This window comes from Rhizobium sp. 05L419 (genome assembly GCF_056397845.1).
Genome location: NZ_JBFTOF010000014.1, coordinates 1 through 21,829, shown reverse-complemented (window position 1 = coordinate 21,829; position 21,829 = coordinate 1). Strand labels below are relative to the sequence as shown.

The following is a 21,829-nucleotide window of genomic DNA, read 5'->3' as shown; positions in this document are numbered from 1 at the left end:
GCAGGCGGCCAAGCCATGAGAAATTTAGAGCTGCTTGACGGTGATTTCTTCTTCAGCGTCGATCTTCAGCGGATTGCGCAACGGCAGGCCGAATTCGGCCACTTCGATTTCGAAGACGTCTCCCTCTTGCGCCTTGATGCCTTCTGCGAAAGACAGCGTCGCCGTGCCGAACATGTGGACGTGAACGTCGCCGGGCACGCGGAACAGGCCATATTTGAAGTGGTGGTATTCGAGGTTCGCGAAGGTATGCGACATGTTCGCCTCGCCCGAAAGGAACGGCTTCTCGAAGATCACAGCGTCGCCGCGCTTGATGCGCGAGGTGCCACGGATGTCCTCAGGCGCGGCGCCGATGCGGATTTCCGGGCCGAAGCTTGCCGGGCGCAGCTTGGAATGCGCGAGGTAGAGGTAGTTGATCCGCTCGGTGACGTGGTCGGAAAACTCGTTCGACAGCGCAAACCCGATGCGGAACGGCGTGCCGTCTTCTGATATCACGTAGATACCGGCCATCTCGGGCTCTTCGCCACCGTCGAGCGCGAAGGATGGAGAGACAAGCGGCGCGCCCGGAGCAGCTGAGCCGTAGCCGTTGCCCTTGTAGAACCACTCGGGCTGCACGCCCTTCTCGCCTGCCTTCGGCTTGCCGTTCTCAAGGCCCATCTTGAACATCTTCATCGAGTCGGTGAGTGTTTCCTCGGCCGCCTCGGAGGTCTTCTTGTGCATGGAATCGCGCGTTGCCGCGGAGCCCAGATGCGTCAGACCAGTGCCCGTCAGATGCAGGTGCGCTGCATCGGGATGCGTCATCGGCGGCAGAAAGCGGCCTTCGGCATAGGCCTTGTCGAGATCGACGGCGTCGCCAAGGCCATGCGCTTCGATCACCGAAACCAGCGGCTTGCCGCCGTTTGCGGCTTCCATGGCCAGCGCGTAGACGCTGCCCGCGTTCTTCACGGCTTTCGCGGTACCGCCCGGCTCGCGCACGGCGACGATGATCTCTCCGTTCGAACCCTTGATCTGCGAAATAAGCACGGTCTTCATCCTTTTTAGATAGCGCGGAAAATGCTCCGCCTCTCCGGCTCCCGAAGGAGCCGGATCGGTAAGTTCATACGACGGCGAATGCGTGGCTGGCGCTTGGCGCCTAGCCCTTGTTCTTGTTGTAAACGTCGAAGAAGACGGCCGCGAGAAGCACCAGTCCCTTGACCATCTGCTGGAAATCGATGCCGAGGCCGACGATCGACATGCCGTTGTTCATGACGCCCATGATGAAAGCGCCGATGACGGCACCAGTGATTTTGCCAACGCCGCCGGATGCCGAAGCCCCGCCGATGAAGCAAGCCGCGATAACGTCGAGCTCGAAGCCGACGCCGGCCTTCGGCGTTGCCGAATTCAGGCGGGCCGCGATGATCATGCCCGCGAGACCGGCTAGAACGCCCATGTTGACGAAGGTGAAGAAGCTGAGGCGCTCGGTATTGATACCGGAAAGCTTGGTGGCCTTTTCATTGCCACCCATGGCGTAGATACGGCGCCCGATCGTGGTGCGGCGCGTGACGAACGCGTAGGCCGCGATCAGCACGAGCATGACGACGAGAACGTTCGGGAGGCCCTTGTAGCTCGACAGCTGATAGCCGAGAAACAGGATCGCCAGCGAAAGAATGACGTTCTGAGCGATGAAGAAGCTCGTCGGCTCGACGTCGATGCCATGGCTTTCGTTCACCTTGCGGCGACGCCAGGCGAGATAAAAGAGCACCGCCGGGATGATCAGGGTCAGGATCAGCGAAGTCGAATGCAGCGGAATACCGCCGAAATCGATCATGTCGCCGGGCAGGAAACCCGTCGAGATCACCTGGAAGTCCTTCGGGAACGGTCCGATGTTCTTGCCGCCAAGCACGAACAGCGTCAGGCCGCGGAAGACGAGCATACCGGCGAGCGTGACGATGAAGGCCGGAATGCGGTGATACGCGATCCAGTATCCCTGTGCAGCGCCGATGGCACCACCAATGATCAGGCAGAGAATACCCGCCAGGACGAAGTTCATCTGCCAATTGACGGTCATGATGGCCGCCACCGCACCGACGAAAGCGACGATCGAACCGACCGAAAGGTCGATATGACCGGCCACGATGACGAGCAGCATGCCGAGCGCCATGATGACGATGAACGAATTCTGCAAAACGAGGTTCGTCAGGTTGACCGGCTTGAACAGAATGCCGCCCGTGTAGAACTGGAAGAACACCATGATCGCGACCAGCGCGATGAGCATGCCGTATTCACGGATGTTGCTGCGGATGTAGTCCGTAACGGAAACGACGTTGCTTTCCTCGGTGGCAGCTGAAGGGTTGACCGGAGTCATTGTTTCTTCTCCCCTGAGCGCATGATAGCGCGCATGATGGTTTCTTGGCTCGCCTCTCCCTTTGGCAGTTCCGCAACGATACGTCCTTCATTCATGACGTAGATGCGGTCGCACGTGCCAAGCAGTTCCGGCATTTCCGATGAGATCATCAGAACGCCCTTACCATCGGCGGCGAGCTGGTTGATGATAGTATAGATTTCGTATTTTGCACCGACATCGATACCGCGCGTGGGTTCGTCGAGGATCAAAACGTCCGGATTGGAAAACAGCCACTTGGACAACACCACTTTTTGCTGGTTTCCGCCCGAAAGATTGACCGTTTCCTGGAAGATGCTGGAGCTGCGGATACGCAGTTTCGTGCGATAGTCCGATGCGATCTTGGATTCCTTGATGCTGTCGATCACCGTTCCGCTCGAAACGCCGGCAAGATTGGCAAGCGTCGTATTGTGGACGATGTTCTCGCCAAGGACGAGCCCGAGGTGCTTGCGGTCTTCGGTGACATAGGCCAGGCCGGCGTCGATCGCCTTGCGGACGGTGCCCACATCGACCTTCTTGCCGTGCATGAAGACGTCGCCGGTGATCTTGTGACCGTAGGATTTTCCGAACACGCTCATGGCGAATTCGGTGCGGCCGGCACCCATCAAGCCGGCGATGCCGACCACCTCGCCCTTGCGGACGTTGATGTTGATGTCGTGCAGAACCTGGCGATCCCGGTGATGCTGGTGGAAGGCGTTCCAGTTCTTCACCTCGAGGATCGTCTCGCCGATCGGCACGGAGCGCGGCGGATAACGATCGGCGAGTTCGCGACCCACCATGTTCTTGATGATGATGTCTTCGCTGATCTCTTCGGTACGACAGTCGAGCGTCTTGACCGTCATACCGTCGCGCAGAACCGTGATCTGGTCGGCGACCTTGCGCACTTCGTTGAGCTTGTGCGTGATGATGATCGAGGTCAGACCCTGGTTGCGGAACTCGATCAGAAGGTCGAGCAGTGCGTCGGAATCTTTTTCGTTGAGCGAAGCCGTTGGCTCATCGAGGATGAGGAGCTTCACGCTCTTAGACAGCGCCTTGGCGATCTCGACCAGCTGCTGTTTGCCGACGCCGATGTCGGTCACGAGCGTCTCGGGGGATTCCTTCAGACCGACCTTGCCGAGCAGCTGCTTCGTGCGGTTGAAGGCTTCCTGCCACTTGATGATGCCGTTATGCGCGACTTCGTTGCCGAGGAAGATATTTTCGGCGATCGACAGAAGCGGTACAAGCGCCAGCTCCTGGTGGATGATGACGATGCCGATCTCTTCAGAGTCCTTCAGGACCTTGAAGTTGCGGACGTCACCTTCATAGACGATATCGCCGTCATAGGTGCCGGCGGGGTAGACGCCGGAGAGAACTTTCATCAGGGTCGACTTACCGGCCCCGTTTTCGCCCACCAATGCATGGATTTCACCCTGCCGAACCTTGAGGTTCACATTCTCAAGCGCTTTTACGCCCGGGAACGTCTTGGTGATGTTCCGCATTTCGAGGATTGTATTGTCCATAGTCAATATCCAACGCCAGCAGCCGGAAACACGGCGCGGCGATCATAAAAGTGAAGACCGGAACCCGCAAGCTGCGGGTTCCGGCCAACTTGGAACAATTACTTCAGCTGGTCAGCCTTGTAGTAACCGCCTTCGACGAGGATCTTCTCGTAGTTGGTCTTGTCGACCGCTACCGGCGTCAGCAGGTAGGACGGGATGACCTTTACACCGTTGTCGTAGGTCTTGGTGTCGTTGACTTCAGGCTCCTTGCCTTCCATCAGCGCGTTGACCATGCCGACAGTAACCTTTGCGAGGTCACGGGTGTCCTTGAAGATCGTGGAGTGCTGATCGCCGGCGATGATCGACTTGACCGACGGAACTTCAGCATCCTGGCCGGAAACGACCGGAAGCGGCTGGTCCGGGGTGCCATAGCCGACGCCCTTCAGCGACGAAATGATGCCGATGGACAGACCGTCGTAAGGCGACAGAACTGCATTGACCTTCGCGTCGGTGTAGTTAGCCGAGAGCAGATTGTCCATACGAGCCTGGGCCGTTGCCGGGTCCCAACGCAGCGTACCGACCTTGTCCATGCCGGTCTGGCCAGACTTCACGACGAGCTTGCCGCTGTCGATGTAAGGCTGCAGAACCGACATTGCGCCGTCGTAGAAGAAGAACGCGTTGTTGTCGTCCGGCGAACCGCCGAAGAGCTCGATGTTGAACGGGCCCTTGCCATCCTTGAGGCCGAGGGCGTCAACGATGGAACCGGCCTGCAGAACGCCAACCTTGAAGTTGTCGAACGTCGCGTAATAGTCGACGTTGCCCGAATCGCGGATCAGACGGTCATAAGCGATGACCTTGATGCCTGCGTCGTGGGCCTTCTGCAGAACGTCGGAAAGCGTCGTGCCGTCGATGGCGGCAATAACGAGAACCTTCGCGCCCTTCGTGACCATGTTCTCGATCTGAGACAGCTGGTTCGGAATGTCGTCGTCAGCGTACTGCAGGTCAGTCGTGTAACCGGCTTCCTGAAGCTGCTTGACGATGTTGTTGCCGTCGTCGATCCAGCGTGCGGACGACTTCGTAGGCATTGCGATACCGACAGTCCCCTTGTCGGCGGCAACCGCTGGCATTACGAACGACGCGACGCCGAAAGCAGCCGCAGCCATCAATGAGATAATGGATTTCATCTCTCTCTCCCTTGTTAACAAATCGGCGGGACGAAAAATCGCCCGCCCCGAAACTGTGGCAGGTTCCGTCTTGGAAAATTACTTCAGATTGTGAGAAACGAAGTAGGTCTCCTCCACGCTCTCACACGTGTTGAGTGCCAACCAGCACACGGCGGCAAACTGGTATGGATTCCTATAACTGTCAAATAGAATAACTGGCAAAGTGCATAACAATTTTGGTATATCGTTAAAAAGTATTACTTTTAATGGAACGCGGTTGGGAGGCCGCAACCATGGCGATTAATTTAGAACCTCAGGCGCTCGATCACGTCGATATACGAACCGACACTCTGGGGGATGACGGCCTTCTGAGGGCGGGACTCAAGCTGAATCACCTGCGCATGATTGTCGCAATCGAAGATAGCGGGCAGATTTCGGCCGCGGCAGAAGCGCTGAATATTTCCCAGCCGGCTGCATCGCGCATGCTGGCGGAAATGGAATCGATTCTGAAGACACCTCTTTACGAGCGCGTCGCGCGTGGCGTTGTGCTGACGACCTTCGGCGAGGCTCTCGCCAGACGTGCGCGCAAGATCATGCTGGAACTGCGGGAGGTTAGCCGCGAAATAGGTGAGCTGAAGTCCGGCAAGGGCGGCTCCGTGTTCATTGGCGCGGTGACCGCACCCGCCATGAGCCTTGTCGTACCGGCCATCAAGGAAGTGCGGACGGCTTTTCCCGGCATAGAGGTGAACATCCAGGTCGAGACCAGCAATGTGCTCGCGCGAGAACTGCTCGCCGCGCGGCACGACTTCATCATCAGCCGCATTCCCGATGACCTGAACCCGCGATTGTTCGAGGTTCAGGAAATCGGCGTCGAGAGGGCCTGCCTGATTGTTCGCAGCGGTCACCCGCTTCTGAAAAACGCCACAGCAAGCCTTGCCGACCTGCCGCTTTATGATTGGGTGTTCCAGCCGCCCGGGACGCTTCTGCGCAGAACGATCGAKGATCTGTTCCTCACGCACAGTGTTCCGCTGCCTGAAAACATCGTCAACACGTCGTCTCTGCTGCTGACCTGTGCGATCATCTGCCAAACGAACGCCATTGCGCCGATCGCCATCGACGTCGCCCAGTTTCTGGCCACGCAGCAATCGAAGGCCGCCGACGTGCGGGTCCTGCCGATTGATTTCGAGATCAATGTCAGGCCCTACAGCCTGATCACGGCAAGGGAACGCGCTTTGCCTCCAAGCGCCCGGCTGCTCTACGATCTCGTTCTCGCCGAAAGCAAGAGGGGCGGCCCAGCCTGACAAGCTCGGCGCCATGTTGCGCGCGTCTAATGCGCGCCGTTGAGAGGAAGCGCGCCTATGCTGTTTGGCCAATCGGTATTCCAGTCCGTGCTCGACCGCTTGAAAGCGGACGACGACGATCGCGATGAGCATGACGTCCAGCCTTCCAGCCGCATTCACGGCTTTACGACCGGCCTTGCCTTCGACGTCATGGAGGGGGTGTCGACAGCGTCGGCAAAGCCCGGCCAGGCCTATCTCGACATCCTGGAATTCGATGTGCCGACTGAAGAAGAAATACCCCCGGCTCAATCCGTACCGGAGCCGGAGCCCCCACCCGAGCCTGTCATGCCAGAGCACCTCTCGCGGATCTCCCCGCAGGAGGTCGCCACCGAACTCTCCATCTCAGCGCGCGATACGGTTCAAAGCCTTGGCGAAAAACGCCGCGCCTTCGCAAAAAAGAACCATCCGGATGGGGTGGATGCGCGATTCCGCGAGAATGCCGCAAAGCGCATGACGATCGCCAACCTGATGATAGACGAGGCGATCAAACGGCTCGGTCGATGATTATTCCGCGTCTTTTCTGACGTCTTCCTCTTCCGGCTCGCTCGTCGCCTCGGGCTGCGCCTGCACCGGCGCCGACGGCTTGTAGCTCCAGAACAGCATATAGATGGAATAGGCACCCGCGCCGGCTGCCAGAACCGCCCAGAATGGATCGCCCCTGGTGGTTTCCATCAATGCCCAGCCGAAGCAGACGACGACGATCAGAATGCGCACCCATAGCGGGCGGTAGACCGGATGGTTTGGATCAATCAGTTGCATGTCATTCCCGCGTGTAAACCTGTCACATGTCTTTAGGATGGATTTCATAAATGTGAAAGGGTGGCGGGCTTGACGTCGAACACATAAAATGGAATGAAAATTCCACAATTATAGCAGTTCGGTTATTTCATTCCGAATTCAAGGGAGGTTCTCATGACAGTCAGATTTGGTCTTCTCGGCGCCGGTCGCATCGGCAAGGTCCACGCCAAGGCGGTCAGCAGCGACGCCAACGCCAAGCTGGTGGCCGTCGCCGACGCCTTCCCGCAGGCAGCCGATGCGATCGCGGCGGCATACGGGTGCGAGATCCGCACCATTGAGGCAATCGAAGCCGCCAAGGACATCGACGCTGTCGTCATCTGCACGCCAACCGATACGCACGCCGACCTGATCGAGCGCTTCGCCCGCGCCGGCAAAGCGATCTTCTGCGAAAAGCCGATCGACCTCGACGTTGCCCGCGTCAAGGCCTGCATCAAGGTTGTCGCCGAAACCAAGGGCAAGCTGATGGTCGGCTTCAACCGCCGCTTCGACCCGCATTTCATGGCGGTGCGCAAGACCATCGACGACGGCCGAATCGGCGACGTCGAAATGGTGACGATCACCTCGCGCGATCCGGGCGCCCCGCCGGTCGACTACATCAAGCGCTCCGGCGGCATCTTCCGTGACATGACGATCCACGATTTCGACATGGCCCGCTTCCTGCTGGGCGAAGAACCGGTTTCCGTAACCGCCACGGCAGCAGTCCTCGTCGACAAGGCAATCGGCGAAGCCGGCGACTACGATAGCGTCTCGGTGATCCTGCAAACCAAATCGGGCAAACAGGCGGTCATCTCCAACTCGCGTCGTGCCACCTACGGCTACGACCAGCGCATCGAAGTGCATGGTTCCAAGGGCATGGTCGCCGCCGAGAACCAGCGCCCGGTCTCCATCGAGGTCGCCAACGGCGAAGGCTACACCAGGCCGCCGCTGCACGACTTCTTCATGACGCGCTATACCGAAGCCTACGCCAACGAGATCGCGAGCTTCATCGCGTCCATCGAGAAGGGCGCGGCGATTTCGCCTTCGGGTGCCGACGGTCTTGCAGCGCTGGCACTGGCGGATGCGGCCCTCCAATCCGTCAAGGAAGGCAAGCTCATCAAGATCGGCTGACGGCTCCTCTCCCGACCGAAGGCCGCACATGAGATGGCCGGGCCTCTGCCCGGCCATCTCCCGTTCATCCCATGAGGTTGCGCGACCGCATCCCGCGGTCAGTCGGATCCCTGTATGCCGGAGAACACGATATCCTGGTCGATCACGGACAACGCCCTGTTCAAATGCCCCTCGAAGACGAGAATCTGCTCGTCCGCGACGACCCGGATCTCCGGCATTCCCTCCATCCGCACGACATGCGACTGGCCGAGGCCGTCCTCGATCCCCTGGCGCAGCAAATCGTAGTAGCGCGTGCCGGGCCCGGTGATCGCGATCGGCATGCGTTCCGTTAGGCTGAGCAAGCGCGAGAGCCCGTTGCCAAGCGCGACGCCAGCCTGCCGGAAGGCAAACGCCGACATACGATGCCCCTGACGCGCCTTGACGGCAATCTTGTCCAGTTCGGCGATCGGCACGAACTTGGCCGGGATCGTATCGAGCGGGACCTCGAAGGCCATCCGCAAAATGGCGTAAAAACCCGCATATGCCTCGATGCATCCCTTGCTGCCGCAGCGACAAAGGCCGCCGTTTGCCATGTGCAGCATGTGCCCGAAATTGGGCGCCGAGATCTCGCGCTCGCCCGGCGCTGTCCGCTTGACGATGCCAAGCCCGATACTGTGGCCGAGAGACAAGGCCGCGAGCGAACGAAAGTCTGCGCCTTTCAGATTGTCTTCATGGACACCAAGTGCGGCAGCAACGAGCAAGGTCTCGTTATCCAGGATGATCTTTGCCCGCCAATCCGGTCGCAGTGCCGATTCGAAATCGATCTGATTGCTGCCGAAGATCGGCGACCAGACGAGCACGGGTTCGGTCGAATTCACCAGCCCCTTGCTGCTGATCGATATGAGCAGGACCTTTTCCTGCACTATCCGTGAACGGGCAAGGAGCCGCGCCAGCCCCTCCCGGACCGAAGCCACGAATCGATCGGCACCGGCCGGATCATGCGATCGGTCCTCGCTGAATCGGTCGATCAGCTTCCCCGCATAGTCGACCAGCGAGTATTGCACGCCGTCCGAAGAAATGATCACCACGATCAGGTAGCCGCAATCGCGCCGCTGCCGAAAAAGCACACGCGGCCGCCCCCTGCCGCCCGCCGCCTGATGCTCGGATTTCTCGATGATCTGCGCCTTCTCCAGATCGGCGGTAATGGCCGAAATGGTGGCAGACGAGAGTTTTGTGAAATCCGAAATCTCCGTATGCGCCAGTGCGCCGTGCCTTCGAAGCGCGGCGAGTACCAGCACACTGTTACGCTGCCGGACCAACTCCGTGCTCGACTTGGTCAGCATGTATGCCTGCCTCTCCCCCTCGCAATCCGCCCTCCTTCACACCGCATCTCCAACAACCTTTCCGCGATGGAAATTAAGCCGGTAGTGCAGTGTTGACAGTTGAAAAAATCTCTGACACTTAATTTCTCGACTGTCGAGAAAATAATTAAGACCCTTCTCGACAGCAAACCGCGGCGGTCGGAGGAACCACTGGCTGGGGCTGGCCGCAATCCATTCGGGAGGATAATATGAAGTCTATTTTGAAGCTGATGGCCGGCGCTGCCATCCTCGTGACGGTGCATACGGCCGCCATGGCTGCCGACCTCGTCGTCGGCGTTTCCTGGTCCAACTTCCAGGAAGAACGCTGGAAGACCGACGAAGCTGCCATCAAGAAGGCACTGGAAGCCAAGGGCGCGAAATACATCTCCGCAGACGCGCAGTCGTCTGCCGCAAAGCAGCTGACGGACGTTGAATCGCTGATTTCRCAGGGCGCAAACGCTCTCATCATTCTCGCTCAGGACTCCGATGCAATCGGCCCGGCCATCGAAAAGGCCGCTGCTGAAGGTATCCCGGTCGTCGGCTACGACCGCCTGATCGAAAACCCGGCTGCATTCTACCTGACCTTCGACAACAAGGAAGTCGGCCGCATGCAGGCGAAGGGCGTTTTCAACGTCAAGCCGGAAGGCAACTACGTCTTCATCAAGGGTTCGTCGTCCGACCCGAACGCTGACTTCCTCTTCGCAGGCGCGATGGAAGTTCTCAAGCCCGCCATCGACGCCGGCAAGATCAAGAATGTCGGCGAAGCCTACACCGACGGCTGGCTGCCTGAAAACGCGCAGCGCAACATGGAACAGTTCCTGACCGCGAACAACAACAAGGTTGATGCCGTTGTTGCCGCAAACGACGGTACTGCCGGTGGCGCGATCGCAGCTCTCGACGCACAGGGCCTCGCCGGATCCGTACCGGTTTCCGGTCAGGATGCCGACAAGGCCGCACTGAACCGCGTCGCGCTCGGCACGCAGACGGTTTCCGTCTGGAAGGATAGCCGCGAACTCGGCAAGCGCGCTGCAGAAATCGCTCTCGATCTGGCCGGCGGCAAGAAGATGACCGAAGTCGAAGGCGTCCAGACCTTCAAGGGCGGCGCCAAGGGCGTGGCCATGGAATCGGTCTTCCTCAAGCCGCTTCCGATCACCAAGGACAACCTGAATGTCGTCATCGACGCGGGCTGGATCTCCAAGGCTGAAGCCTGCCAGGGCGTCAAGGCCGGCAGCACCAAGGCTTGCGACTAACAGATAGCCGCAAGGCAAAGATTACCGGCGCCGCAACGGTCAACACCGTTGCGGCGCCGGACGCGGATTTGAACCATCAGCTGATGGTTTCTCCGCCTCATCGCACCATCGCGTACTTTGATTCCCTGCCGGTATCGTGTCGCGGGACCCAAGCGACCGAAATGCCGGAAGCACGGCGATGGTCAGTACAAGAACAGGACGCTAAGCGGGCAACGGTTCGACGGTGCCCGGCAGCAAGTCCAAACAGTGGGGGAACGGCAAACCCATGGCCGAAATGGTAAAATCCACAACTTCAAGCGGACCGAGCGTGGCCGAGGGCAGTGCTATCAGCCGCTTCTTCCGCGCCACCGAAATCGATACGCGCCTTCTTGGCATGATTGGCGCGCTCGTCCTTATCTGGATCGGTTTTCACTTCATCACCGGGGGGCTGTTCCTCACGCCGCGCAACCTCTGGAACCTGTCGGTTCAGACGACCGATATCGCGATCATGACGACCGGCATGGTGCTCATCATCGTGACCCGCAACATCGACCTGTCGGTCGGCTCCGTGCTTGGCCTCTGCGGCATGATCATGGGCGTGACGCAAGCCAAGATCCTGCCGGGACTTGTCGGCTTCGACAGCCAGTTCACCTGGATCATCACCTTGCTGGTCGGCATCCTGGCCGGCGCGTTGATCGGCGGCTTTCAGGGCCTCATCATCGCTTTCCTCAACGTTCCCTCATTTATCGTCACGCTCGGCGGCCTGCTCGTCTGGCGCGGCGCCACCTGGCTGGTCACCAGCGGCCAGACCGTCGCTCCGATGGACCAGACCTTCCGCATCATGGGCGGCGGCGCCGAGGGTTCCATCGGCGCGACCTGGAGCTGGATCGTCGGTATCATCGCCTGCCTGTTCGTCATCGGCAGCATCGCCAACTCCCGCCGGCAGCGCAAGCGCTTCGGCTTCCCGCGCCGTCCGCTCTGGGCGGAGTATTTCCTCTCGGCACTTTCCTGCGTGCTGATCCTCGGGGCGGTCTGGATCGCCAACAGCTACTACTGGCCGATCAACATAGCCAAGAAGTATGCGGAAGCGAACAACATCCCCTGGCCTGAAACCGGCCTGGATATCCCCTACGGTATAGCCGTTCCGGTCCTGATCGCGATCATCACCGGCATCATCATGACGTTCATTGCCACCCGCCTGCGCTTCGGCCGCTATGTCTTCGCAATCGGCGGCAATCCGGAGGCTGCCGAGCTCGCCGGCATCAAGACCCGCTGGGTGACCGTGCGCATCTTCGCTCTGATGGGCATCTTGGCGGCGATCGCCGCGGCCATCTCGACGGCGCGTCTCAACGCCGCCACCAATTCCCAGGGTACGCTTGACGAACTTTATACGATCGCTGCAGCCGTCATCGGCGGCACGTCGCTTGCGGGCGGCACCGGCACGATTGCCGGCGCCATGCTCGGCGCGCTCGTGATGCAGTCACTCCAGTCGGGCATGGTGCTGGCCCATGTCGACACGCCGCTACAAAGCGTCGTTGTCGGCGCGGTCCTCGTCGTTGCCGTCTGGCTCGACACCGTCTATCGCTCGCGTGCCAAGTAAGAGGAGTCCGAAACATGACTGATCAACGCACTCCCCAAAGCAAGAACGCGCCTCTTGTCGAGCTGAAGAACATTTCGATCTCCTTCGGTGGCATCCATGCCGTCGACAACGCCTCCGTCGACCTCTACCCCGGCGAAGTCGTCGCCCTCCTCGGCCATAACGGCGCGGGCAAGTCGACGCTGATCAAGATCCTCTCCGGCGCTTACAAGCGCGACAGCGGCGAAATCCTGATCGAAGGGGAACCGGCTGACATCCGCAATCCGCGCGATGCAAAGAAGTATGGCATCGAGACGATCTACCAGACGCTCGCCGTCGCCGACAATGTCGACGCCGCAGCCAACCTCTATCTCGGCCGCGAGCTGAAGACGAAGTGGGGCACCCTCGACGACGTCGCCATGGAGGCCTCCGCCCGCGAAGTGATGGGACGGCTGAACCCGAACTTCCGCCGCTTCAAGGAGCCAGTGAAGGCGCTGTCCGGCGGCCAGCGGCAATCCGTGGCGATCGCCCGCGCGATCCTCTTCAACGCCCGCATCCTGATCATGGACGAGCCGACGGCCGCCCTTGGTCCGCAGGAAACGGCGCAGGTCGGCGAGCTCATCAAGCAGTTGAAGAAGGAAGGCATCGGCATCTTCCTCATCAGCCACGACATCCATGACGTCTTCGACCTTGCCGACCGCGTCTCGGTCATGAAGAACGGCCAGGTTGTCGGCCACGCCCGCACCGAAGACGTAACCAAGGACGAGGTTCTCGGCATGATCATCCTCGGCAAGGTCCCGCCCAAAGCCATCCCCGGCCCCGGCGCTATGCAGGTTTGAACGCGCCGAACGAAACCAATAGGTCCGCCGTTTGCAAGAACGGCGGACTTTTCAATTTTGGACATTGATGCTGAGAGAAAGCTAGGCTAAGAACCACCCATCGGACAGGCGACTCGAACCGCCTCAGGCATGCACCCGTAGCTCAGCTGGATAGAGTGTTGGATTCCGATTCCAAAGGTCACAGGTTCGAATCCTGTCGGGTGCGCCACTGAACTCCTTGAAATCATTTATATTTCAGTCTTTTCAACCGCACACTCTCAAGATACTGGGCTGGGGATTTCGTGCCCGCTTGGAAGAAGGGCCATTTCATACCGGACTACGTCGCACCTGCGCCCCGAAAATCACTCACGAAAAGGTGGCGCAAGTCGGAAACCGAAGAAGCGGCGCGCTAAGGAATGATAGACTATTAGTTGCAGGTCTCTTATCAGAACACTCCCGAAGGAGCCTTCATCTTGCAAACAACCCCCGACGATCTTGCTCGCCTGTTCCACGAAGCCTTGGAGAAGCTCGCCTGGAAAGGTGACGCGCAGGAGCTGGCAAAGGTCGTGCGCCGACTGAACATTGGTCTTCCCGTAGAAGACGAGTTCATGGTGGTGGCCAACTGGCTCGGTAAATGCGCGATGATCCACAAGCTGGACCAGCAAATAGTGCCCGTCCAAGCAAAACAGAAGTATCAAGTACCGGATCTGATCGCGCGGTTTTCGATCGTGTCCCAGTACGTGGTGTAGGTGACGGTAKGGAGTAAAGCCGAGCGCCCGCGCGTTTCATTGCGCTGTAGCGGGTGATCGGCTTTGCGGGCGGCCATCAGTGTTTTCCGCTAGGGTCGGGTTGTTCAAGACCAACCTGACGGAAAGATCACCGATGACCAATGACATGATGAACGTGCGTTCGCTTGTTGAGAAGAGTGCCGATGCAGATTTGTTGCGTGAGATGATCGGCTTTGCTGCCGAGCGGCTGATGGAGCTGGAGGTTGGCGGAGCCACCGGTGCTGACTTCGGCGAGAAGAACCCGATGCGGCTCGCACAACGCAATGGCTACCGTGATCGGGATTGGGAAACGCGAGCTGGAACGGTCGAGCTTCGCATCCCGAAGCTGCGCAAAGGCAGCTACTTTCCGAGCTTCCTTGAACCGCGCCGCATGGCAGAGAAAGCTCTGACGGCGGTTATCCAGGAGGCGTACATACAAGGAATATCGACGCGTTCTGTCGATGACCTGGTCAAAGCCATGGGGATGAGCGGCATCTCCAAGAGCCAGGTGTCGCGCCTGTGCGAAGAGATCGACGTCAAGGTGAAGGCGTTCCTCGATCGTCCCATCGAGGGCGAGTGGCCATACGTCTGGGTGGACGCGACCTATCTCAAGGTCCGGCGTGGCGGCCGCATCGTCTCGGTCGCCGTCATTATCGCCGTCGGCGTCAATAACGACGGTCGGCGCGAAGTCCTGGGCATGGAGGTCGGCACGTCGGAAGCTGAGCCGATCTGGACGGAGTTCCTTCGCAGGCTGACACGCCGAGGTCTACGCGGGGTGAAGTTGGTTGTCTCCGATGCGCATGAGGGCCTCAAAGCTGCCGTTTCCAAGGTCCTCAATGCGACATGGCAGCGGTGCCGCGTTCACTTCATGAGGAATGTGCTGGCGCATGCCGGAAAGAGCGGGAGGCGGGTTGTATCCGCCTTCATCGCCACAGCCTTCGCCCAGGAGACGCCGGAGGCAGCAAGCGCTCAATGGCGCAGCGTCGCCGACCAGATCAGACCGAAAGTGCCGAAGCTCGCCACCATCATGGACRACGCTGAAGACGATGTGCTCGCCTAYATGACCTTYCCGAAAGAGCACCGGGCAAAGCTGCATTCGACGAATCCGATCGAGCGTCTCAACGGCGAAATCAAGCGCCGCACCGAGGTCGTTGGCATCTTTCCGAATGACGAAGCCATCGTCCGTCTCGTTGGCGCGCTGCTGCTCGAACAGAACGACGAGTGGGCCGTCCAACGCGCCAGGTATATGACGCTTGAGACCATGGCCCAAATGAGCGATGATCCGCAAATCAGTTTGCCCGCCGTGGCACGCTGATATCCTCCGGCTCTATGTCGGAAAGCACGGCCATCAGCCGCGACCTACACCACCTCCCGGGACACGATCCGCTCCTGGCTCTCATCGCTTTGTGACTTATCAGTACCGACGACGCAACAGACAGATTCAGATGACAGAATCCGGACAGGCGAAGACGCATAATCAAGGCTTTTAATTTAAGCCAACTGTACTGCTCATTATGCGGGTTACCCGATCGAAATTTTTCTTGAACAACGTTTGGACATGCCAGAGCAGTGAAGCAGAAGGGGGGTCGCCAAACTTAGCAAGCGCGCTGCGACTTGGAGCAAACAGGTAAGCGCCTCCGGTGGGCGTGATCCACTGCCGTCCCCCATCACTTATCTTGACGGGACCGTTTGGGCTCATGATCTCCATTGTGCGTTCAGAGCGCGAGCGCCCGACCAGCAAATCATTGCCTGGATTGGGACTGATCGCACCGTTCATCCATTTGCGGGTGAGTTTCTCAAATTGATTTGGGATGGCAGTCTGGAAGGCTATGAAAATAAGGCCGCGATCTTCCTCATCGGGGCGTCCAAATGGGATGCCACGTCGGATGATTCTGGGAATATTTACTTCATCGCGGGCACCCTCGCGTGGATTGACCTTACGAATGTGAGCAGCGAACGGGCAGTGGTTTCCGTCGGGGTCATCGCGAAAATCGAAATCGTTTCCCGGTGGATTATCGCCTGGATCCTGTGTAGTGACGTTGCGAACCGGGGTGCCTGAAGGCCAGCGGCCTACGATCAGAGCCGCCAGACGGTCGGCAGTGAGGCCTGGCCACTGGTGTTGGATTCGTTGCGCTTCTTGCTCACAGAAGTTCCTGAAGCTTGCTACATCTTGTTTCAACCGGCGGAGGACCAACAGTGAGCCGTTCGGCGCAAGCCCTCGCGCGTCTCGCGCAGGGAGGATGATGGGACCGCCTGGATCGGAGACATAGCCAAATACGAAGTTGCCGGCCCCAAGCGTGCCGCCATCGTCAAAACCAATGACCTTGGGCTGCGAAATTCCATCGCGAAATCCAAAGTGCTCCCGATCATCAACGAGCCGCGCGCCAGTCTCCCGATAGGTTGATCTGAATCCGGCTACCTCGGCGCGAGAGATGAGTTCATCAGCGGCGCCTTCTACAGAAAGCTGATTATTGGATCCAATGATGAGGAGAACGTCAATCGGATCGGCAGGGCCACCCAATGCCCAGTTATCAGGGTCTGTAAAGTCTCCTAGGATCGAAGCACTGCGCTTCACCATCCCTCCATTGAAAGCCGAGTCCAACAGGTAAAGGTCTTGCAACAGGTCGACGATCTGTGTGCCTACCGCAACGCCAAGCCAATAGGGAGGGATAGCAGTCCCAGCCTTCATATCGACCCGCGTCTGTCTAACCATGGCGGTAGTAGTGATCTCCGCTTCTAACTGAGCCAGCCAAGCCAGGGCGCTTTGCGCTTGGGCGACATCAATTAGCGTTAAAGCCAGAAGCGTTTGGTAGTCGGTATTAAAGCCGCCCAGGATCATGCCCTGAATATCGTCAACTGCAAGCATCATCGCCGAGCGCGATTTTGCGAGATAGCGTGTGGCGGAGGCCCTCCGGCCGCGACAACTGCACTGACAAGGGCCTCGGGCGCGTGGGCAGATGCAAGTAGATCAGGGAATCGAGGCGACCAGCCGGGCGCGCATCCCCCTATCTCATCGGCAAAACTGAGCTCGCTGGACCCGTCCTTCATACAGCAGGTCGCCTCGCATTTAACCGACGGACCTGTCGCGGTGCCATTTCGCTTGAAACGTGTCACGAAAAGGTGGACCGACAGCAGTTCGGCGATCTGGCCGGGATGCTCGACCTTTGCCCCGCCTATTGTGAGATCGCTAATGGTAATCTTCTCAGTGTCAGGGATTGTCAATTCGAGCCGAAGTACCCGACTCTTGGTCACATCCCAAAGATCAGCACCCCGAAGGACCGACCACCAATCGCGTGGAACTGGTGTCTGATTGTCGGGCAACAGCAGGCCCTGCTCGTCAACTCCGGCGATGTAAAGGCCAACTGGATTGGCTAAGGTATACCGATACGATCCGAGGACCTGAGCATACGCCTGTTGCGAAATCAGAGGGTCGCTGTTGCGATTGGGATTTCCACCCGCATTGCAGCACAGCAGTTTTTCGGCATCACTACCGTCCAGCATCTCACCGGAAGCAATTGTGCGGGCAATACCTGATACTCCAGCCAGATTTACCTCTGCGCCAAGTGAGTTAGCGCGATGACTAAGATGTACGATCCCGCTGCCTATATTGAGACTATTGCGTGGATTGAAACCTCCCGGCGCAACAATTTCACTTAGACGGCCGTTAGAACCGCGCCGATAGATACCGTGAGTAGCCCGCAATTGATCTGTCTTGATGCTATTATCGCCGATGAACTCCTTGTAAATGTCGACCACGCGCTGCTCGTCGTGTTCGAACAGTGTAGCAAAGTAGTCGTAACCCTCGGCTACAAAGGCAAGCTTTATGATTTGGCCATTGGCATTCCGGTGGGCATACCATTCAACATATTCGTCCTGGCGGTCGCGAACAGGTAGATGCAAGACGCGGTCCTGCCCATCTACAAACGTGCCAGCCGCAAAATCCTCGTCACCGAGGTGCTCAGCGGCGCGGTAGATCCCGGTGGGGTCGACGGCGGTCGGTACGAATTCATTCCAAGGTCCGCGGCGTATTACTGCACGTGGAAATGCGCCCCAAGCACGAATGGCGACGGTTTCAGCGGCCGGATCCAACTCCTCCCATACGGGGTTAACATAAGCCAACTCCGCAGCGTGAGCCTGGACATCGGCGGTCGTGATATCGGCCGGGTCCTTCTTTAGGACGGTCGCGAGTAGTAGGATGACGATGTCCTGTGCCTCCTTCGCCATGGCAGTATGCCAATTGGCGGGGTCTCGGAAATCGGTAGCATAACCAGGTGCTTCGAATACCCACTGCGTCATAGACTGCCCCCCAGGTAAACGATTGATGTTCCGTTATTGAAGATCTCTTTGAGTCCAGATCTGGATGAAGTGCGCTGACTGAAGGCTTCTGGCCTAAGGCTGAGTCGACAAATCGAGCGTCATTTCTGGGTGGACGCCAATGTCCTCAATCCGGATGAGGCCTTCGAAGACTATGTTGGCGTCAGCAATCCGCTTTTGCTCGAGCGCAGTTGTCGCATCAACGACGACTAAAGCCTTTACAATGCTTGCGCCAAGCGCGTCCAGTTCTGCGCCGATTTCGAGAAGGGTTTGGCCCCGTTTGGCGATGTCATCAACAACAAGCACCCGATCACCCTTCTGAACCACGCCCTCGACTCGCTTCTTCATGCCGTGCTTTGACGCTGTTCCCCTATCGATAATGAGCCTCACACCGAGCGCATGGCTCAGTACGCTTGCATAGGGTACTCCGCTGATACTAGGCGCCGCGACAGCATCAATACTCAGGCCGTGGGCTTGCTCAAGGAATAGAGAACATGCAAGTTTAAGGCCATTCGAAGAAGTGGAAATCCGCATTCCGTCAATATAAAATGGGCTTATTCTCATGCCCCTCACTACATAGCCAGAGGACCTATTGACATTTACGGCTCCGCTGCTTTTATAAAGGTCAATCAACTCCTGCTTAGTGTCGTTCCCCATAGCAAATCTCCACTTTTTAGTGGAAATTATAGTAGCATTTACTGACGTACCCGTCTAGGTAAAAATTTGACACAGTTCAACGCTGGATAGATTATGCGGCTCTTCTCAAGACTGGGGCGCACTGCTCACATAATCGGGGCGCACGATGTGCTCTCGGCCCGTGTCGGGCTTTCTGCTGGATTTGACGGAGTTTGGGCATCTAGCCTAGGATTATCAGCCACACACGGTCGCCAAGACCGCAATCAACTTTCCTGGAGCGAAGTGCTGAGCGCTTCGTCAAATATTGCCGACGCTACCGACCGTCCTATTCTCCTAGATGGCGACGAGGGACACGGTAGCACAGAAATTGCTGCACAATTTGCCTTTAAAGCGGCGCGACGCGGTATTGCCGGAATTAGCTTTGAAGATAAGCGTTTCCCGAAACAGAATTCGCTTGTAGGTTGCAACGAGTTGAGCGCGATATCGGGTTATGTTGCCACAATCGAAGCGTGCCGACGCGCCGTTGGAGCACTTCCAATGGCTATCCTGTGCCGGACGGAGAGCCTTACGGTTGGGCACCCCGTAGCTGAAGCAATTGATAGATGCGAGGCTTATGCTGAAGCAGGGGCTGATGGAGTGATTGTGCACTCTAAGGCGTCGACGATTTGCGAGATAGAGGCGTTTATGCAAGCGTGGTCTGGTCGATGCCCTGTATTGATCATTCCCACCACGTTTGGGCAGACATCACCGAACGTCTACGAGCAACTCGGAATATCTGGGGTTATATGGGCAAACCAATTGCTCAGAGCGTCTCTCTCCGCGATGACTGATGCGGCTCGCTTGCTGTTCGCCGAACGCTCGGATCGCTCTGTGAAGTTCGGTATGGCCAGTGTGGAGACTGTCATTGAGCATACAGACCCACAATGGCGAATGCTTCTCGCCGAACGCGCATGATTGCCTCCGAGGATTTGATCAACTCGCTTTGTGAACGCGGAACCACGGTCGCGATTGGCGTTCCTTGCTCATTCCTCAAGCAGGTGTTCACTAAACTGTCGAGTGATGACCGGATCGACTACATTGGCGCGTCCAGCGAGGCGGAGGCTTGCGGCATCGCGGTCGGTTCGTGGCTCGCCGGAAAGTCGCCCATTGTAGTCATGCAGAATTCAGGCTTCTGCGACTCTATCGAGACCATCGGATCGTTGATGACAGTGATGGCAGCTCCAATCATATTCTTGGTTTCGGCCCGAGGGGAGCCCGGCAAGCAGGATGAGGAGCAGCATGAGGTTATCGGTCGTGCATTTCTGAGTTTAGTTGACGCGCTTGGCCTTCCAATTCGCGTCGTGCCCAAAACTTCCTCCCATCTCGCCTTTGCGATCGACGAACTCTACGCTGAGATTGCTCACCAAAGGCGCCCTGGAGTCTTGGTCGTGCCGAAGGACACACTTGAGCCTTGCGGCGACGCACCATTCCAAATCGAGCCGACGACGGCTAGAGAAGGGCAGGGAAAACTGTTGCACGGTGACGAAGAGACGTCCCAATCAAGCCAGCTAGAGTTGATTGCGGCACTTAGGGCAACGGTCCCAAGTGACACGATATTTGTTTCAACTGCTGGGTACGCCTCTCGCTCACTGGCCGCGTCCGGCGACCGTCCGGAAAACCTTTATCTTGCGGGCGGCATGGGATGTGCAAGCGCTGTTGGGTTTGGCCTCGCCCGATATTCGGCTCGACATGTGGTTGTTTTGGATGGAGACGGTGCTGCACTCATGCGCCTCGGAAATCTCGCAACCATTGGCGGATATGCCCCGAAAAGGTTCACGCATGTTGTGCTCAACAATGGTCGGTACGCATCGACTGGCGGCCAACTTTCCATGGGTCGGACGGTGAGCTTTGCTCACATCGCGCTTGCCTGCGGATACCAATCGGCTGTCAGATCCACTTCCGCAATCGCGATCGCCGGCCTCCTCAAGCAATCTAGCGCTAGTTCGCCTCTGTTGATCGAGGCACTGTTGAGGTGGGACCCTGCAGCGTTCTCTCCTAGGGTTGGTATTAGTGGAAAGCTACAAGCAGATCGAATGCGCTCCCTCCTCCGGTCGTAAGGCTCAAAGAGCAGCTATAGTCTGGCTAATTTGATCGTTCAGGTCTTCGAACGTGAAGTCGTTGCCGAAAAAGTCTGCGGGAGTCTGAGGATTGTCCATCGATACCGCGAAGCATTTGTCGATGTACGAGACGCTGAGAGTACTGCCACTCGCAGTGGAGGTTCGCTTCTGCTTCCCACTCATCGAACCGCCCGAGAACTTTGCTGACATCCCCAATCCAGATACGCCTGCTCGAAACTAAACGTTTCCCTCATTAGGAAAGAGAAATCCTTGGGTAGCCGTTGCGACTCCAAGCTCGCGCGCAGCCGCCGCGATGCCGGGAAATCTGTGAGTCCAGTCATGCCCGCCCCGCGTCAGGATACGGATACGCCGAGGTTCAACGTGGATCGCAAGTCTGTAGCCGTCGAACTTGATCTCGTAGAGCCACTGCTCGCCAACCGGAGCCTTCATTTTCGACAACGCCAAGGTTCGACACGATCCGGCATCGGATCCAGCGGAAGGTTCGGCTGCGCAGGATCGCGTTTTCGCCGGACACGCCCTTGCAACGGCTTGTCGTCTGCGAGCAGTGGCTTCGAACGTGGTCGATCGGTCATGTGTGGATTACTTCAGCGGATACTAAAGAAGGAATTGCATGGCACCTAAGGTTGCTCCGAACAATAACTGAATCGTCATTTGTCGAGGGTGCGTCTGATTGACTCATGGGCGGGGGATTCCCGTGCGGATCAGATAGACGTATGTCGATGGCATGATCGACGAGGATGGCATCAGATACCGTTGGGCGACAGTGGGG

At 58.2% G+C, this 21,829-nt stretch carries 20 protein-coding genes, 1 tRNA gene and 1 pseudogene; 12 read left to right on the top strand and 10 right to left on the bottom strand.

The features are described 5' to 3' along the window. Nucleotides 1-24: 24 nt before the first annotated feature. From araD1 to chvE, 4 genes are all read right to left on the bottom strand, one after another. Nucleotides 25-1,020 carry an AraD1 family protein gene (gene araD1 / locus AC1DMK_RS18015; protein WP_037058932.1) on the bottom strand — a complete coding sequence of 332 codons (996 nt, stop codon included), beginning with the start codon at nt 1,018-1,020 and terminating at the stop codon, nt 25-27. Nucleotides 1,021-1,129: 109 nt separating this feature from the next. Beyond that, entirely contained in the window at nt 1,130-2,341 is a 1,212-nt protein-coding gene (mmsB, locus tag AC1DMK_RS18010; RefSeq protein WP_037058826.1) for a multiple monosaccharide ABC transporter permease, read from the bottom strand. Beyond that, nucleotides 2,338-3,876 (bottom strand): multiple monosaccharide ABC transporter ATP-binding protein, encoded by a 1,539-nt coding sequence (gene mmsA, locus AC1DMK_RS18005; RefSeq protein WP_037058828.1) that lies wholly within the window; start codon nt 3,874-3,876, stop codon nt 2,338-2,340. The genes mmsB and mmsA overlap by 4 nt, the downstream gene beginning before the upstream one ends. Nucleotides 3,877-3,974: 98 nt before the next feature. Continuing rightward, complete coding sequence (gene chvE, locus AC1DMK_RS18000; RefSeq protein WP_037058830.1) at nt 3,975-5,039, bottom strand: multiple monosaccharide ABC transporter substrate-binding protein; 1,065 nt, start codon at nt 5,037-5,039, stop codon at nt 3,975-3,977. 272 nt (nt 5,040-5,311) lie between these two features. On the opposite strand from chvE, the gene AC1DMK_RS17995 reads away from it, so the two are divergent. Both AC1DMK_RS17995 and AC1DMK_RS17990 read left to right on the top strand, forming a co-directional pair. Next, nucleotides 5,312-6,319 carry a LysR family transcriptional regulator gene (locus tag AC1DMK_RS17995; protein ID WP_477860813.1) on the top strand — a complete coding sequence of 336 codons (1,008 nt, stop codon included), beginning with the start codon at nt 5,312-5,314 and terminating at the stop codon, nt 6,317-6,319. A 57-nt stretch (nt 6,320-6,376) separates the two neighbouring features. Continuing rightward, nucleotides 6,377-6,862, top strand: a complete 486-nt coding sequence (locus AC1DMK_RS17990) for a hypothetical protein (RefSeq protein ID WP_477860811.1) — start codon at nt 6,377-6,379, stop codon at nt 6,860-6,862. Here AC1DMK_RS17990 and AC1DMK_RS17985 read toward each other — a convergent pair whose 3' ends face one another. Further along, nucleotides 6,863-7,117 (bottom strand): hypothetical protein, encoded by a 255-nt coding sequence (locus AC1DMK_RS17985; protein WP_477860809.1) that lies wholly within the window; start codon nt 7,115-7,117, stop codon nt 6,863-6,865. Between the two features lie 153 nt (nt 7,118-7,270). Between AC1DMK_RS17985 and iolG the strand changes: the two genes are divergently transcribed. Continuing rightward, entirely contained in the window at nt 7,271-8,263 is a 993-nt protein-coding gene (iolG, locus tag AC1DMK_RS17980) for an inositol 2-dehydrogenase (protein ID WP_477860808.1), read from the top strand. A 98-nt stretch (nt 8,264-8,361) separates the two neighbouring features. Here the strand turns inward: iolG and AC1DMK_RS17975 are convergent, their stop codons facing one another. Beyond that, nucleotides 8,362-9,585: an ROK family transcriptional regulator gene (locus AC1DMK_RS17975; protein ID WP_477860806.1), complete on the bottom strand. Its 1,224-nt coding sequence runs from the start codon at nt 9,583-9,585 to the stop codon at nt 8,362-8,364. 227 nt (nt 9,586-9,812) lie between these two features. Here AC1DMK_RS17975 and xylF point away from each other — a divergent pair, with 227 nt between their 5' ends. From xylF to AC1DMK_RS17945, 6 genes are all read left to right on the top strand, one after another. Further along, nucleotides 9,813-10,853: a D-xylose ABC transporter substrate-binding protein gene (xylF, locus tag AC1DMK_RS17970; RefSeq protein WP_037058842.1), complete on the top strand. Its 1,041-nt coding sequence runs from the start codon at nt 9,813-9,815 to the stop codon at nt 10,851-10,853. Nucleotides 10,854-11,118: 265 nt separating this feature from the next. Next, nucleotides 11,119-12,432, top strand: coding sequence for a sugar ABC transporter permease (locus AC1DMK_RS17965; protein WP_037058844.1), 1,314 nt, complete (start codon nt 11,119-11,121; stop codon nt 12,430-12,432). A 14-nt stretch (nt 12,433-12,446) separates the two neighbouring features. Beyond that, the gene (locus tag AC1DMK_RS17960) at nt 12,447-13,247 is read left to right on the top strand and encodes an ATP-binding cassette domain-containing protein (protein WP_037058847.1); all 801 of its coding nucleotides are present in this window, start codon (nt 12,447-12,449) and stop codon (nt 13,245-13,247) included. A gap of 131 nt (nt 13,248-13,378) precedes the next feature. Then, nucleotides 13,379-13,455 (top strand) — tRNA-Arg (locus tag AC1DMK_RS17955). Nucleotides 13,456-13,699: 244 nt separating this feature from the next. Then, complete coding sequence (locus AC1DMK_RS17950) at nt 13,700-13,975, top strand: hypothetical protein (RefSeq protein WP_477860803.1); 276 nt, start codon at nt 13,700-13,702, stop codon at nt 13,973-13,975. A gap of 133 nt (nt 13,976-14,108) precedes the next feature. Continuing rightward, a complete protein-coding gene (locus AC1DMK_RS17945) occupies nt 14,109-15,308 on the top strand; it encodes an IS256 family transposase (protein ID WP_477860802.1) in 1,200 nt (399 codons plus the stop codon). Nucleotides 15,309-15,479: 171 nt separating this feature from the next. Here AC1DMK_RS17945 and AC1DMK_RS17940 read toward each other — a convergent pair whose 3' ends face one another. From AC1DMK_RS17940 to AC1DMK_RS17930, 3 genes are all read right to left on the bottom strand, one after another. Further along, nucleotides 15,480-16,862, bottom strand: coding sequence for a Dyp-type peroxidase (locus AC1DMK_RS17940; protein ID WP_477860800.1), 1,383 nt, complete (start codon nt 16,860-16,862; stop codon nt 15,480-15,482). Further along, nucleotides 16,859-18,289, bottom strand: coding sequence for a hypothetical protein (locus AC1DMK_RS17935; RefSeq protein ID WP_477860798.1), 1,431 nt, complete (start codon nt 18,287-18,289; stop codon nt 16,859-16,861). Before AC1DMK_RS17935 ends, AC1DMK_RS17940 begins: the two co-directional genes overlap by 4 nt. Nucleotides 18,290-18,382: 93 nt before the next feature. Continuing rightward, the gene (locus AC1DMK_RS17930; protein WP_477860796.1) at nt 18,383-18,964 is read right to left on the bottom strand and encodes an orotate phosphoribosyltransferase; all 582 of its coding nucleotides are present in this window, start codon (nt 18,962-18,964) and stop codon (nt 18,383-18,385) included. 93 nt (nt 18,965-19,057) lie between these two features. On the opposite strand from AC1DMK_RS17930, the gene AC1DMK_RS17925 reads away from it, so the two are divergent. The 3 genes from AC1DMK_RS17925 (at nt 19,058) to AC1DMK_RS17915 (ending at nt 21,280) form a co-directional block, all read left to right on the top strand. Then, nucleotides 19,058-19,897, top strand: coding sequence for an isocitrate lyase/phosphoenolpyruvate mutase family protein (locus tag AC1DMK_RS17925; RefSeq protein ID WP_477860794.1), 840 nt, complete (start codon nt 19,058-19,060; stop codon nt 19,895-19,897). Next, nucleotides 19,894-21,039: a thiamine pyrophosphate-dependent enzyme gene (locus AC1DMK_RS17920; protein WP_477860793.1), complete on the top strand. Its 1,146-nt coding sequence runs from the start codon at nt 19,894-19,896 to the stop codon at nt 21,037-21,039. Before AC1DMK_RS17925 ends, AC1DMK_RS17920 begins: the two co-directional genes overlap by 4 nt. A gap of 91 nt (nt 21,040-21,130) precedes the next feature. Further along, nucleotides 21,131-21,280, top strand: a complete 150-nt coding sequence (locus AC1DMK_RS17915; protein WP_477860791.1) for a hypothetical protein — start codon at nt 21,131-21,133, stop codon at nt 21,278-21,280. A 35-nt stretch (nt 21,281-21,315) separates the two neighbouring features. Here the strand turns inward: AC1DMK_RS17915 and AC1DMK_RS17910 are convergent. Then, nucleotides 21,316-21,632, bottom strand: a pseudogene (locus AC1DMK_RS17910) (ATP-dependent DNA ligase); the annotation flags it as partial. Nucleotides 21,633-21,829 lie beyond the last annotated feature (197 nt).

Excerpts from the sequence above, each read along its gene's own strand:
- mmsA (WP_037058828.1), bottom strand. The coding sequence starts at position 3,876 with ATGGACAATACAATCCTCGAAATGCGGAACATCACCAAGACGTTCCCG.
- AC1DMK_RS17920 (WP_477860793.1), top strand. The coding sequence starts at position 19,894 with ATGATTGCCTCCGAGGATTTGATCAACTCGCTTTGTGAACGCGGAACC.
- chvE (WP_037058830.1), bottom strand. The coding sequence starts at position 5,039 with ATGAAATCCATTATCTCATTGATGGCTGCGGCTGCTTTCGGCGTCGCG.
- AC1DMK_RS17960 (WP_037058847.1), top strand. The coding sequence starts at position 12,447 with ATGACTGATCAACGCACTCCCCAAAGCAAGAACGCGCCTCTTGTCGAG.
- AC1DMK_RS17935 (WP_477860798.1), bottom strand. The coding sequence starts at position 18,289 with ATGACGCAGTGGGTATTCGAAGCACCTGGTTATGCTACCGATTTCCGA.
- AC1DMK_RS17965 (WP_037058844.1), top strand. The coding sequence starts at position 11,119 with ATGGCCGAAATGGTAAAATCCACAACTTCAAGCGGACCGAGCGTGGCC.
- AC1DMK_RS17940 (WP_477860800.1), bottom strand. The coding sequence starts at position 16,862 with ATGATGCTTGCAGTTGACGATATTCAGGGCATGATCCTGGGCGGCTTT.
- AC1DMK_RS17925 (WP_477860794.1), top strand. The coding sequence starts at position 19,058 with ATGCGGCTCTTCTCAAGACTGGGGCGCACTGCTCACATAATCGGGGCG.
- AC1DMK_RS17990 (WP_477860811.1), top strand. The coding sequence starts at position 6,377 with ATGCTGTTTGGCCAATCGGTATTCCAGTCCGTGCTCGACCGCTTGAAA.
- AC1DMK_RS17985 (WP_477860809.1), bottom strand. The coding sequence starts at position 7,117 with ATGCAACTGATTGATCCAAACCATCCGGTCTACCGCCCGCTATGGGTG.
- iolG (WP_477860808.1), top strand. The coding sequence starts at position 7,271 with ATGACAGTCAGATTTGGTCTTCTCGGCGCCGGTCGCATCGGCAAGGTC.
- mmsB (WP_037058826.1), bottom strand. The coding sequence starts at position 2,341 with ATGACTCCGGTCAACCCTTCAGCTGCCACCGAGGAAAGCAACGTCGTT.
- AC1DMK_RS17930 (WP_477860796.1), bottom strand. The coding sequence starts at position 18,964 with ATGGGGAACGACACTAAGCAGGAGTTGATTGACCTTTATAAAAGCAGC.
- AC1DMK_RS17975 (WP_477860806.1), bottom strand. The coding sequence starts at position 9,585 with ATGCTGACCAAGTCGAGCACGGAGTTGGTCCGGCAGCGTAACAGTGTG.